Source organism: Cellvibrio mixtus subsp. mixtus J3-8, from assembly GCF_000766945.1.
Classification (GTDB): Bacteria; Pseudomonadota; Gammaproteobacteria; order Pseudomonadales; family Cellvibrionaceae; genus Cellvibrio; species Cellvibrio mixtus_A.
On the sequence record NZ_KN266207.1, the window covers coordinates 953,669 to 966,904 of the forward strand.

12 protein-coding genes are annotated in these 13,236 nt (G+C 43.9%); 6 read left to right on the top strand and 6 right to left on the bottom strand.

Annotation, left to right across the window (positions count from 1 at the left end):
- Positions 1 to 9 precede the first annotated feature (9 nt).
- From A596_RS08990 to rlmB, 5 genes are read left to right on the top strand one after another with little or no spacing between them, the layout of a single operon-like run.
- The gene (locus tag A596_RS08990; protein ID WP_039913811.1) at positions 10 to 309 is read left to right on the top strand and encodes a YciI family protein; all 300 of its coding nucleotides are present in this window, start codon (positions 10 to 12) and stop codon (positions 307 to 309) included.
- Positions 310 to 347: 38 nt separating this feature from the next.
- Positions 348 to 1,007, top strand: a complete 660-nt coding sequence (locus A596_RS08995; protein ID WP_235425657.1) for a TIGR04211 family SH3 domain-containing protein — start codon at positions 348 to 350, stop codon at positions 1,005 to 1,007.
- Between the two features lie 49 nt (positions 1,008 to 1,056).
- Complete coding sequence (locus A596_RS09000) at positions 1,057 to 1,704, top strand: peptidylprolyl isomerase (protein WP_039913813.1); 648 nt, start codon at positions 1,057 to 1,059, stop codon at positions 1,702 to 1,704.
- Complete coding sequence (locus A596_RS09005) at positions 1,688 to 2,458, top strand: pyridoxine 5'-phosphate synthase (RefSeq protein ID WP_039913814.1); 771 nt, start codon at positions 1,688 to 1,690, stop codon at positions 2,456 to 2,458. Before A596_RS09000 ends, A596_RS09005 begins: the two co-directional genes overlap by 17 nt.
- 15 nt (positions 2,459 to 2,473) lie before the next feature.
- Entirely contained in the window at positions 2,474 to 3,247 is a 774-nt protein-coding gene (gene rlmB / locus A596_RS09010; protein WP_039913816.1) for a 23S rRNA (guanosine(2251)-2'-O)-methyltransferase RlmB, read from the top strand.
- A 68-nt stretch (positions 3,248 to 3,315) separates the two neighbouring features.
- On the opposite strand, the gene A596_RS09015 is transcribed toward rlmB, so the two are convergent.
- The gene (locus tag A596_RS09015) at positions 3,316 to 4,626 is read right to left on the bottom strand and encodes an ammonium transporter (RefSeq protein WP_152600132.1); all 1,311 of its coding nucleotides are present in this window, start codon (positions 4,624 to 4,626) and stop codon (positions 3,316 to 3,318) included.
- Between the two features lie 394 nt (positions 4,627 to 5,020).
- Between A596_RS09015 and A596_RS09020 the strand changes: the two genes are divergently transcribed.
- Positions 5,021 to 6,010, top strand: a complete 990-nt coding sequence (locus A596_RS09020) for an MraY family glycosyltransferase (RefSeq protein ID WP_039913817.1) — start codon at positions 5,021 to 5,023, stop codon at positions 6,008 to 6,010.
- On the opposite strand, the gene A596_RS09025 is transcribed toward A596_RS09020, so the two are convergent.
- The 5 genes from A596_RS09025 to A596_RS09045 form a co-directional block, all read right to left on the bottom strand.
- Positions 6,003 to 7,793, bottom strand: coding sequence for a polysaccharide biosynthesis protein (locus tag A596_RS09025; protein WP_235425658.1), 1,791 nt, complete (start codon positions 7,791 to 7,793; stop codon positions 6,003 to 6,005). The genes A596_RS09020 and A596_RS09025 overlap by 8 nt on opposite strands.
- Before the next feature lie 192 nt (positions 7,794 to 7,985).
- Positions 7,986 to 8,276, bottom strand: a complete 291-nt coding sequence (gene ihfB / locus A596_RS09030) for an integration host factor subunit beta (RefSeq protein WP_039913819.1) — start codon at positions 8,274 to 8,276, stop codon at positions 7,986 to 7,988.
- Positions 8,277 to 8,426: 150 nt separating this feature from the next.
- Positions 8,427 to 10,106, bottom strand: coding sequence for a 30S ribosomal protein S1 (gene rpsA / locus A596_RS09035; protein ID WP_039914544.1), 1,680 nt, complete (start codon positions 10,104 to 10,106; stop codon positions 8,427 to 8,429).
- A gap of 323 nt (positions 10,107 to 10,429) precedes the next feature.
- On the bottom strand, positions 10,430 to 11,770 hold the full coding sequence (locus A596_RS09040; protein ID WP_039913821.1) for a UDP-glucose dehydrogenase family protein: 1,341 nt from the start codon (positions 11,768 to 11,770) through the stop codon (positions 10,430 to 10,432).
- Positions 11,771 to 11,788: 18 nt separating this feature from the next.
- Complete coding sequence (locus tag A596_RS09045; RefSeq protein ID WP_039913823.1) at positions 11,789 to 13,207, bottom strand: mannose-1-phosphate guanylyltransferase/mannose-6-phosphate isomerase; 1,419 nt, start codon at positions 13,205 to 13,207, stop codon at positions 11,789 to 11,791.
- Positions 13,208 to 13,236: the final 29 nt, after the last annotated feature.

The following is a 13,236-nucleotide window of genomic DNA, read 5'->3' on the forward strand; positions in this document are numbered from 1 at the left end:
ACGAGTGACATGCTTTACGCCATTATCTGCCAAGACCATCCAAACAGCCTTGAAAAACGCAAAATCACTCGCCCTGCCCATTTAGCAAGATTGCAGCAACTTAACGATGAAGGTCGTTTATTTGTAGCCGGACCTCATCCCGCTATCGACAATGGAAATCCGGGCGATGCCGGTTTTACTGGCAGCCTGGTTATCGCAGAGTTTCCCTCATTAGAGGCGGCACAAAAGTGGGCTGATCAAGATCCTTATTGTACCGCCGGCATTTTCGCCAACGTGGTTGTTAAGCCCTTCAATAAAGTATTGCCATAAATTTTCTCTTTACCTTTTGCTTAAGGATTGGAATCACTGTGAAAAATATTCCCTTACCCGGCTCTACACTCTCGATTCTTGCACTATCGCTCATCAGCTCTTCTGTATTTGCAGTAGACCGATATGTTTCTGATGTTATTTACGTTCCTGTTCGTAGTGATAAAAACCCACAAGCAAGCGTATTACAACAAGGCGTTGGTAGCGGCACTAAATTAAATTTTATTCGCGAAGAAACTGGCACTGATAACAATTTGTGGTCATTGGTAGTCACACCGGACGGCACTGAGGGCTGGATACGCAGCCAAAACCTTACTGACAAACCTACTGCTGCCATGCAATTGGCAGCGCTTTCCGGCGCCTCAAAAGATGTCGTTGCATTACAAACTGAAAATACACAATTGAAAGCTCAATTAACTAAAATCCAACAAGAGCACCAGCAACTCCTCACGGATACTGAAGACATGCGCCAGGCAGCGACGACAGCCCTTAACCTGGAAGATGAACACCAACGCTTGCTGAAGGAAAATCAATTACTGCAAACCCATGCAGATGTAGTTAAAGCCGATAATGAAAAACTCAAAAACACTGATCGTTTTAATCATTGGGTTTATGGTGGTGGATTAGTATTGGGCGGCGTAATTCTTTCATTCGTTTTGCAAGGACTTGGTCGTCGCAAGCGCAAATCTGAATGGCGTTAATTATTTGTAGTGGATATTTTTAGGTAACACTGAATATTTTAGGCTCCTCATGATCAAGTCTTTTTTCTCATCAATCTTACTGGCAAGTTTGTTCATTAACGCAAGCTTGCATGCAGAAGAAGCCACGCTCGTCGCAGTCAAAACTGATCGCGGCACATTTGTTATTGAGCTCTATCCGGAAAAAGCGCCTATTACTGTGCAGAATTTTTTAACCTATGTGGATAGCAAATTCTACGACAATACCGTTTTTCACCGCATAGTTCCCGGCGTAGTAGTTCAAGGTGGAGGGATGAGTGATGATTACAGGGAAAAAAGGACAAACAAACCTATTAAAGATGAATCCAGCAATGGCTTGGCGAATAAATACAAAACCGTTGGAATGGCAAGGCAATCAAATCCTGATAGTGCTACCTCTCAGTTTTTTATTAATTTGAAAAACAACGAAGGATTTGATAGGACCAAAACCGCTCCAGGTTACACCGTATTTGGAAAAGTAGTGGCAGGCATGGACGTGGTAGAAAAAATTGGCCGGGCCCCACGCGGTGCCAACAGGCCATTCCCTGAAGCTCCGAATGAAGCGATACACATAATCAGTGCTACTCGCACCCATTCGATTGCAGTGGACAACGCCATGCCAGTGCAAAGAACCTCCCGCTTTAAAGACGCTTTGGTGCCCGCAAATGAAAACAGCCAATAAAACTGCACTTAGCGTTAACCTGAATAAAATTGCACTCATTCGCAATTCACGCGCTGGCAATTACCCCAATGTAGTCACCCACGGTGAAATTTGTATAAAAGCCGGTGCAGATGGATTAACAGTACATCCTCGCCCCGATCAACGCCATATTCGTCCACACGACGTTTATGAACTGAGTGAATTGGTCAACGGATACCCCGACATCGAGTTTAATATCGAAGGAAATCCTTACGCCGATTCCGTCGGTGACTTTCCTGGTTTCATTAAACTGGTCAAAGATGTGCGTCCACATCAATGTACATTGGTCCCAGACTCAAATGACCAATTAACGTCAGATCATGGATTTGATTTAAAAATTGCCGGCGAAAAACTTCGCCCGTTAATTCATGAGCTGCAAGATTTTGGGGTTAGGGTGAGTTTGTTTATGGATCCGGATATAGAACAAATCAGCCTGGCAAAAGCTATAGGTGCAGATCGAATAGAGCTGTACACCGGGCCCTACGCCGAACACTTCAAGCTGCAAGGTGAATACTTTAACCAGCTGTTCGAAACTTATCGCACCGCAGCCATTCATGCGCAAAGCATTGGTATAGGCCTGAATGCCGGGCATGATTTAAATCTGGATAATCTTCGATATTTCCGCAAGGTACCCGAATTATTGGAGGTTTCTATCGGTCACGCATTAACAGTTGATGCTATCGCTATGGGCCTGGTACCCGCAGTGCAAGCTTATAAACAACTCTGCAGTGAATAACGATCGGTATCCGCAATGAACAAACCGCGCGAAGATAGCCCCGCCTATCTGGAAAAAAAACGTTTTTTTGATTCCTTGATGACAGTTTACGGGCGCAAAACCGTACTTGAAGCACTCCAGGATTCAGCGACCTACATTTACCGCCTGCATCTGGCAAAAAGCAATAAACCGGCCGGGATTATTGATGAAATAATTGAACTGGCAAAATTAAAAGGTGCAGAAATTATTTTTCATGAGCGCCAGGCGTTATCGCGGATATCTAAAAATGCAGCGCAAGACCAAGGGGTAGCTGCAGATTTGCAATTGCGCGGTTATCAATTCTACGATGAATTTATTGCTCATAATCGCCAAAAGAAATACACATTGTTAGCACTTGATGGAGTTCAAAACCCGCAAAACCTCGGCATGATTATTCGCTCGGCTTGTGCCGGAAACATTGACGGAATTTTGCTCCCCCAGAAAGGCAACGCGCAAATTGACCCGTTGGTTATCAAAGCAAGTGCGGGCACAGTATTTCGTGCACCACTATTAAGGTGTAGCGATCTAAAAGAAGCACTCAAAGATTTCCAGCAAGAAGGCACTACTGTTTGCGTATTGTCATCGCACGCAACCGTGGAGCTTAAAAAGTTTTCCCCCGCTGCATCTTGCATTTATGTGCTTGGCAATGAATCTGAGGGAGTATCAACAGACATTGAAAAACTGAGCGATGAAAAAGTCTGCATTCCTATGAATAACGGTGTCGAATCATTAAATGTTGCTGTTACAGCAGCGCTCATAGCATTTCGATAACACCCTATACCAACGACTGACAAAAACAAAAAAGGAGCCGTAGCTCCTTTTTTTTCTAGCAATTCAAATTAAAGTTTGTAGCCATCCTCTTCATGCAGGCTCAAATCCAAACCAATGGTTTCCTCCTCTTTAGTGACACGCAAACCAGAAGTTAAAATACCCGTTACTTTAAGCAGCACATAAGTAACTATTGCGGTGTAAATGAAAGTCACTACAACACCAAGCAATTGAACACCAACTTGTTCACCCATGGAGTTGATGCCCGACGCAAATCCCTGGCCACTGAACACACCCAATTCTGTTGAAGCAAAAATTCCCGCGAGAATAGTACCAAGCACACCACCGATACCGTGAACCGGAAACACATCGAGAGAGTCATCAATTTTCCAAACTCTTTTTACCAAATGAGTCATGATGAAACAGATAATGCCTGCCGAGAGACCAATAACCAAAGCACCACCGGGGCCAACATAACCGGATGCCGGCGTAATAGTGCCCAACCCTGCCACCATTCCGGTTACGATACCCAAAACACTGGGTTTACGAAAACGAATCCACTCAATAGCCATCCAGGCTAATGCCCCCGCTGCTGCGGAAATATGGGTTACCAGCATCGCCATCGCTGCATTTCCATTAGCAGCCAACGCACTGCCTGCATTAAAACCAAACCAACCCACCCATAGCATTCCTGCGCCAGTCACTGTCATGGTCATATTATGTGGAGGCATTGCTGTTGTGGGAAAGCCATTGCGTTTTCCAATAACTACAGCCGCAACCAATGCTGCTACACCTGCCGTTATGTGTACTACGGTACCACCAGCAAAATCCAGCAACCCCTTCGCAAACAACCAGCCCGAACTCGACCATACCCAGTGACACACAGGGATATAAACTGCGAATAACCACAAGGCCGAAAAAATCAGCATGGATGAAAATTTCATTCGCTCTGCAAAAGCACCAACGATAAGTGCAGGAGTAATAATCGCAAACGTCATTTGATACATCGCATGCAAACTTAACGGGATGTCACCGGAAAGCGCATCCTCTGTAATGCTCGCCATAAACACCATGCTGAAATCGCCAATCCATGAGTTGCCAGCGCCGAATGCCAAGCTATAACCAGCAATCAACCACAATAACGATACAATGCATGCGATTGCAAAACATTGCATAAGCACCGATAAAATATTTTTAACGCGCACCAAGCCACCATAAAACAGTGCAAGCCCGGGCAACGTCATGAACAAAACCAGCGCGGTGGAGGTTAAAATCCACGCCGTATTAGCGCCATTGAGGCTGGGTTCTTGTGCCCACAACGCAGGACTAGCGCTAGCCAGCCCTGCTAACAGAGAACTCGAAATAAGATATATCTTCTTCATATTTACCCCATGATGGTTATTATCTTGCGTGGCGACTCAAAGCTCCTGCATCATTGCCATGCTTCATATTGAAACAGTAGAACCCGAGAAATGCCTTGAATTTCATTGCCATTCGTTTTTAAAAACAAAATTTGCACTTATAAAGGGCGAAAAAAAGCATCATCGCTACTTAAATAAAAAATGAATCACCTATAAGCAAACATTAATCCAAAAATGTAAATACGTTATTTTTCAGCAAGATATAAATAATTGGATATATGCAATAATGGACAAACGCACCATTTAACGACAAACAATCACAAGCAAGATCTTTTTTGGTGCAAATCCAAATACAAAAGAATAGCAACGAATAGCGTAAAATGACCAACCATCAACCCACAGCTTTATCAAACCTATGAATAACTGGATTGCGCTCTGCCTACTCTCATTTGCCCTTTCATTTTTTTTATCCAGGATAATTATTCAGCTATTAGGTAAACGGTTAATGGATATCCCGAGTGATCGCAGCTCCCATAATTTGCCAACTCCACGCGGCGGTGGAATAGCCATTGTTACAGCAATAATTTTGATTAGCGCAGGTGCGGGAGTTTATGGATCAGCCCTACCCTGGGCACCACTCATACTATTTACTCTTATCGCAATCCTGGGAGCACTTGATGACTTCATGAGCCTCAGCGTTAGAGTGCGCCTATTAATTCAATTCTTTTTATCATTAATTGCCGTAATGATTTGTGTGCATGAATTAAATAATCTGGATGTGGGCATGATCGCATTAAGCGGTTTATGCGTAATTGCGCTTGTATGGCAATGCAACCTATACAACTTCATGGATGGAATTAATGGAATAGCAACCATCCAGGCTATTTGCGTATGCTTGATGATGGGAATATTTCTGCACCAGACAAATAACAATCCAGCTATCGTAAAACTATTAGTGATAACAGGCATGGCCTGTGCAGGATTTCTCTACTGGAATTTCCCGAATGCCAGAATTTTTATGGGCGATACGGGGAGTTTATTTTTGGGATTTATTTTTGGTTTTGCTGCAATAAAAACCAGCATTGGATCGATTGATATCGCTGCCGCATGGTTAATTTCAATGGCAGTTTTTATCGTAGATGCAACTTATACACTAAGCATTAGATTATTAACTGGTCAAAAATTTTATTTACCACATCGAAGCCACAGCTACCAAAAACTTGCACTGAAGTTAAATTCACATACTAAGGCTACATCCCTCGTTTGCCTTGTAAATATTGGCTGGCTTTTTCCGATTGCACTATTGATGATGAGGGGCATATTAAATCCCTTTGTCGCACTTATTTTGGCCTACACTCCACTAATGATTATTGCAATCAAGCTAAAAGCAGGTAGACCTAATTGACACCGGTTAATGGCAAAGCCCTTGGATATTCCTCCAACGCTACCAGCTCGCCACCATACCCCAAAGGCATTTCGTGCAACATTGATTTAATTCTTTTTGCGTCATCATTTTCACATGCAGTATTCAAATTATTTAGAAAAATTTCCATCTCATGCCATGAAACGGACTGTTCTAACGCCCTAAAAATTCGCGGATGCTCTGTGGCAAAAACATTATCACCGATGAGCAGCTCTTCAAATAGCTTTTCCCCAGGACGCAAGCCGGTATATTGAATTTCAATATCACCTTCAGGGTTAGCAACATCACGAACAGATAAGCCCGATAAATGAATCATACGCAGAGCAAGATCAACTATTTTAACGGGTTCTCCCATATCCAGCACAAAAACATCACCACCTTTGCCCATAGTTCCCGCCTGGATTACTAATTGGGATGCTTCCCGTATCGTCATAAAATAACGAATAATTTCAGGATGAGTTACAGTAACTGGCCCACCGGATTTAATTTGCTTGCGAAATAAAGGCACCACCGAACCAGAGGAACCCAGCACATTCCCAAAACGAACCATAACAAACCGGGTAAGCTGCTGACGCCTGGCAATACTTTGCAATATCAATTCCGCCAAACGTTTTGAGGCCCCCATTACATTGGTTGGACGAACAGCCTTATCGGTAGAAATAAGTACAAATAATCCAACGCCCGCTTCCGTCGCTGCTTCAGCACAATTTAGTGTTCCCAATACATTATTTTTTATCCCCTCAACAATATTGGACTCAACTAATGGAACATGTTTATAAGCAGCTGCGTGATACACAGTTTCTATTCGATAATGCCTGAATACCGAACGCAAAAAGTTAGTGTTTTGAACCGACCCCAATAGCGGTACAACCGGAATTGAATGAACATTACGCGCTTCAAGCTCTTGCTCTACGGCATATAGGCTATATTCGTTATGATCCAGTAAAATAATTTTTGCAGGCTTAAAATCAATAATTTGTCGACATAACTCGCTACCAATCGAGCCCCCGGCTCCTGTTACCATCACCACTTTATTGGTTATCGAGCCTTCCATTAAATCGGGCAAAGGCTGAACGGAATCCCTCCCAAGCAAATCATCAATATCTACATCACGAATATTTTCAATACGCGCCTTTCCTGACAAAACATCTCCCATATCTGGAATGGTTTGCACATTAATATGCAGCTTCTCCAAGCGCTTAATAATTTCAAGGCGCACACTGTGGGCGGTCCGACCAAGCGCCAACAAGACCTTGGTTGCAGATGAGGCAGAGATCAAGCGGGGCAGAGCTTTAGGCGAGAAAATTTTAATATTGGCCAACAAAGTTCCATGCAACGATGAATTATCATCAACAAATGCAACCACCTTATAGCCTGTGTCCTGTAAGGCCAGCATAAGCTGGTGCCCTGTTCGTCCCGCACCATAAATAATTACTGGAACCATATCGGCAGGAGGTAAGGCCCCCATTTTTAAAATGATATGGCGAATCAGCAGGCGCGGACCGCCGATTAACACCAGCATCAAACCGATGTAAATAAAGGGCACTGAGCGAGGAATTTTTGAATAAGTAAGAAAACCTGAAACAGCCAGGGTAACACCAGACAGGAGTACACAAATGATAATAGTAACAATGGCAGGCTGCGTCATATACCGCAAAATGGCGCGATACATCCCCAAACGGATGAATATTGTAAGACTGGCAACCAGCGTTATTAATAATGCGGCCAGTTCTTTTTGGGTAATCGCTAAATCAAACGTACCCAACCGCAAACAATTGGAAAGATAAACCCCGATAACAATTGCAACGGAGTCATAACACAAAGAAATGATTCGTTTAGCGGTACGCGAAGCCTCAAGCAATTTTATCAACATAAGTCAGGCTCCAAAAACAACCGCCGGCCTAGCATCTTGAGGACAACAAGAACAGGAGGGAAAACACCAGGAAACTAAAAAAACCTACTTACCAATACTCTCATTAACGCGATCACGCATCTCTTTACCAGGCTTGAAGTGAGGTACATATTTACCTTCAAGCACCACAGCTTCCCCGGTCTTTGGATTTCGCCCGGTGCGAGGCGCACGATAATGAAGCGAAAAACTGCCAAAACCACGAATTTCAATTCGTTCGCCAGATGCCAGAATATCAGACATATAATCAAGGAGCAGTTTTACAGACATTTCAACGTCTTTAATAGTTAATTGATTTTGCTTTTCAGTAATATATTCAATCAATTCTGATTTGGTCATAACCTGCTTCTCTTATTAATGACGGGATTACACAACACAACTTTTCAGAAAATATAGAGTTACGCAGAACAAATAAAATCAATTTACTATGTATAGCACAGACCTGAAAGCAACAGCGGCCAGCACTAGCCAACCGCTGTTATTCAAAGATTACTCTTTGCTTTGCATTTGAGCTTTGATCAGGTCACCCAAAGTAGTAGGGGCAGCTTGATCTGACTGCTTGCTTGAAAGTTCTTTCAGAGCAGCCTTCTCGTCTTCTACATCTTTAGATTTCACAGACAAGCTGATGCTACGATTCTTACGGTCAACCGCAATAATTTTAGCTTCAACTTCATCGCCAACCTTCAACAGGTTGCGCGCGTCTTCTACTTTCTCACGGCTTAACTCAGATGCTTTCAATACTGCTTCAACATCATCAGCCAGGGTGATTACAGCAGCTTTGGCTTCAACTTCTTTCACGATACCTTTAACAACAGCACCTTTGTCATTCACTGAAACGTATTCAGAGAATGGATCAGCTTCCAGTTGCTTGATACCCAAAGAAATGCGCTCACGCTCTGGATCGATGGCCAATACCACAGTCTCCAGCTCGTCACCTTTCTTGTACTTGCGAACAGCTTCTTCGCCTGCTTCGTGCCAGCTGATATCTGACAAGTGAACCAGACCATCAATACCGCCATCCAGACCAATGAAGATACCGAAGTCGGTGATTGACTTGATCTTACCACTGATCTTGTCGCCTTTCGCACAGGTGCGAGCAAACGCATCCCATGGATTTTCCTGGCATTGTTTCAGGCCGAGGGAGATACGACGACGCTCTTCATCGATATCCAGAACCATAACTTCAATTTCATCGCCCAATTGAACAACTTTTGAAGGATGGATGTTCTTGTTGGTCCAATCCATTTCAGAAACGTGGATCAGGCCTTCAACGCCCTCTTCCAGCTCAGCGAAACAACCGTAATCAGTCAGGTTGGTCACTTTAGCCTTAACACGGGCACCTTCCGGATAACGCTTGGTGATAGCAACCCACGGATCCTCACCAAGTTGCTTCAGGCCCAAAGATACACGATTGCGTTCGCGATCAAACTTCAACACCTTAACGTCGATTTCGTCGCCAACATTCACAATCTCACCTGGATGCTTGATACGCTTCCAAGCCATGTCAGTGATGTGCAACAAGCCGTCAACACCGCCCAGGTCAACGAATGCACCGTAGTCGGTAAGGTTTTTAACAATACCTTTAACTGCCTGGCCTTCTTGCAAGGTAGCCAGCAATTCATCGCGCTCAACAGAGTTAGCTTGTTCAAGTACAGCACGACGGGAAACAACCACGTTGTTACGCTTTTGATCCAGCTTGATTACTTTGAATTCCAGCTCTTTACCTTCGAGATGGGTAGTTTCGCGCACAGGGCGAACATCTACCAGTGAACCAGGAAGGAAGGCACGGATACCAGCAACGTCAACGGTGAAACCACCTTTAACCTTACCGTTGATAACACCTTTAATAACTTCTTCAGCAACGTGAGCGGCTTCAAGAATTTTCCAGGCTTCAGCACGCTTGGCTTTTTCACGAGACAGTTTGGTTTCACCGAAACCATCTTCAACGCTTTCCAGAGCTACTTGTACTTCGTCACCGATCTGGAGGTTCAACTCACCCAGTTCGTTACGGAATTGTTCTGCGGGAATAACACCTTCAGACTTAAGGCCTGCGTGTACAGTAACCCAATCTTTATCGATATCGATTACTACACCAGTAACGATGGTGCCTGGCACCATATCTACAGTCTTTAAACTCTCTTCAAATAACTCTGCAAAACTTTCGTTCATACTCATGGTATTACCTATAAATTAGAGGTACAGGCATGAAAACCACACCCTACCTGCTCCGCACGGTCTGGCACGCGGGTCAATTAATATAAGGCAATAACTCCCTCAGACTGGGTTTTACAGTTATCACCGCTGCCAATAACACTACTTAAATTTAAAAAAAGAAAGCAGATTATTTAGCAGGCGCGGGATGCTAGCAGAATGGGCTTTATTTTTCAATAGGTTAGACTGCAAGAACAGCTAGAGGTGACTCACAAGGAGGGATCATATTGCTATCTAAAAGACTGATCCTGCATAGGCGCAAGATCAGTCAACTTTAATAATTAATTTTGTATAACACTCAAGCCACGACCTACAGCGTAGTACTGGACACCAAGGCCGCTCATTCTTTCTGGCTCATACAAGTTGCGCCCGTCAAATATCACAGGCTCACGTAACGCCCCCTTGATTAAATCAAAGTTTGGCGCCCTGAAGTTTTTCCACTCGGTGCATATCACCAAAGCATCGGCCCTTTCCAGTGCCGCCTCTTTGGTTCCAACAAGTTTCAAATCATCACGCAAGCCATATATGTTTTGCGTCTCTTCCATTGCCACCGGATCATAAGCCTGGACTTTGGCTCCACGAGCCCACAGCGCCTCCATAAGGGTTCGACTTGGAGCCTCGCGCATATCGTCAGTATTTGGCTTGAACGACAACCCCCACAGCGCAAAAATCTTACCACGCAAATCCCCTTTAAAATGCCGATCAATATAATCGAACAATTTTGTTTTTTGCTCATTATTTACCTGGTCAACAGCTTCCATCAAACCAGCTTGATAGCCGGTGTTTTTAGCTATGTTAATTAACGCCTTAACATCCTTCGGAAAACAGGAGCCGCCATAACCACATCCGGGGTAAATAAACTGGTAACCGATACGAGGATCTGCACCAATACCATTACGCACCTTTTCAATATCAGCCCCCAGACGTTCAGCCAGATTAGCCATCTCATTAATGAAGCTTATTTTGGTTGCGAGCATCGCATTTGCAGCATACTTGGTGAGCTCTGCCGAACGAATGTCCATAAAAATCATACGATCATGACTTCTATTAAAAGGCGCATAAAGTTCACGCATCAATGCTTCAGCCCGTGAGCTTCGACTGCCAACAATGATTCGATCAGGTTTCATAAAATCATTAACAGCAGCGCCCTCTTTAAGAAACTCCGGATTGGAAACAACATCAAATTCGATGTTTACTCCCCGCTTTTGCAGTTGCTCAGCAAGTGCTTTTTCAACCACCTCGGCAGTACCCACCGGGACAGTAGACTTATTGATAACCACACGATAATCCGTAATTCGCTCGCCAATTGTTTTTGCGACGGCAACAACATACTGCAAATCCGCAGATCCATCCTCGCCAGACGGAGTACCAACGGCAATAAATTGCAACTCCCCATGCTTAACAGCAGCTTCCATATTTGTCGTAAATGCGAGCAACTTATTTTGCACAGCCTGTTTAACTATTGGCTCCAAGCCAGGCTCATAAATGGGAATGATACCTGAGTTCAGGTTATCTACTTTTTGTTGATCAATATCGACACAAAGTACGTCGTGCCCAACATCGGCAAGACACGCTCCGGTCACCAATCCAACATAGCCAGTACCAAAAACTGTTACTTTCATTTGCTACTCCCGACAAATTTAAGATCGCCCATAACTATCTTCATATCTAATCACATCGTCATCCTTAAGGTAGGGACCCGACTGAACCTCAACAATTTCGAGGGGAATCTTGCCCGGATTACTCAAGCGATGTTTTGTCCCCACAGGGATATACGTCGATTCATTTTCAGAAAGCAGTAAGGTTTCATCACCTTTCTGTACCAATGCAGTGCCCTTTACAACAATCCAATGTTCAGCACGATGATGATGCACCTGCAAGGACAAACTACCACCAGGCTTAACCCGAATTCGATTAACCTGATAGCGATCCCCATTATCAATTACATCGTAACAACCCCATGGGCGATATATTTCGCGATGCTGCAGATGCTCGGAACGCTTTTGCTTTTCTATTTGGGAGATGAGAGATTTAACTTGCTGGGCCTGGGATTGATCAGCAATTAAAACGGCATCCGGAGTGTTAACAATCATCAGATTGCTAACCCCCAAGGTTGCAACCAATTTGTCCTGGGAAAAAACCAACGTGTTGCTGGAACCAATATCAATACTGTCACCAATCAAACTATTTCCCGACGCATCTTTATCAGACAGATCCCAAAATGATTTCCAATCTCCAACATCACTCCATCCTGCATTGAACGGAATACAAACAACGTTCTTACTTTTTTCCATTAATGCATAATCAATAGAAATATTCGGCGCCTGGGCAAAAGATTCGCGATCAACACGGATAAAATCCAAATCCTGGACCGCCCATACTTTAGCTTGCTCCGCTGCTACAACCACATCAGGGCTCTGCCCTTGCAACTCATTTAAAAAAACCTCTGTTTGAAAAACAAACATGCCACTATTCCAGTAGTAGCAACCTTCAGCGAGATATTTTTCAGCCGTTACCAAATCAGGCTTTTCAACGAATTGAACCACCGGATAAAAAATTCCAGTTGCAGCTGCAGAATCCATTTTAGTTTTAATATAACCATAACCGGTTTCAGGCCTGGTTGGATTCACACCAAAAGTAGCGAGATGCCCAGCCTTTGCCGCAGTGATGGCATTTTCAAGAGCAACATGAAATGCACCGACATCCTTGATCATATGATCAGCAGACAACACTAAAAGAATTGGATTCTCTGCCAGGGTCTTTGCGTGTAATGCAGCTAACGCCAATGCAGGGGCGGTATTACGCGCAACTGGTTCAAGGATAATAGAGGCTTTCGCTTGAGCAATTTCATGCAATTGCTCAGCAACCATGAATCTATGCTCCTCATTACAAACAACTATCGGAGGAGCAAGATTTGCCACACCTTCAAGCCGCAATAACGTCTGCTGCAACATTGTTTTATCACCAAACAGTTTTAACAACTGTTTAGGGTAATGTTGACGGGACATAGGCCACAGCCTTGTCCCGGATCCACCTGCGAGTATGACGGGAATAATCAATTAGCACTCCTTATCCATCATTACATTTC

What these genes read in the sequence shown, in the direction of transcription:
- ihfB (WP_039913819.1), bottom strand. Translation starts at nt 8,276, where the DNA reads ATGACCAAATCAGAATTGATTGAATATATTACTGAAAAGCAAAATCAA.
- A596_RS09015 (WP_152600132.1), bottom strand. Translation starts at nt 4,626, where the DNA reads ATGAAGAAGATATATCTTATTTCGAGTTCTCTGTTAGCAGGGCTGGCT.
- rpsA (WP_039914544.1), bottom strand. Translation starts at nt 10,106, where the DNA reads ATGAACGAAAGTTTTGCAGAGTTATTTGAAGAGAGTTTAAAGACTGTA.
- A596_RS09005 (WP_039913814.1), top strand. Translation starts at nt 1,688, where the DNA reads ATGAAAACAGCCAATAAAACTGCACTTAGCGTTAACCTGAATAAAATT.
- A596_RS09040 (WP_039913821.1), bottom strand. Translation starts at nt 11,770, where the DNA reads ATGAAAGTAACAGTTTTTGGTACTGGCTATGTTGGATTGGTGACCGGA.
- rlmB (WP_039913816.1), top strand. Translation starts at nt 2,474, where the DNA reads ATGAACAAACCGCGCGAAGATAGCCCCGCCTATCTGGAAAAAAAACGT.
- A596_RS09000 (WP_039913813.1), top strand. Translation starts at nt 1,057, where the DNA reads ATGATCAAGTCTTTTTTCTCATCAATCTTACTGGCAAGTTTGTTCATT.
- A596_RS09020 (WP_039913817.1), top strand. Translation starts at nt 5,021, where the DNA reads ATGAATAACTGGATTGCGCTCTGCCTACTCTCATTTGCCCTTTCATTT.
- A596_RS08990 (WP_039913811.1), top strand. Translation starts at nt 10, where the DNA reads ATGCTTTACGCCATTATCTGCCAAGACCATCCAAACAGCCTTGAAAAA.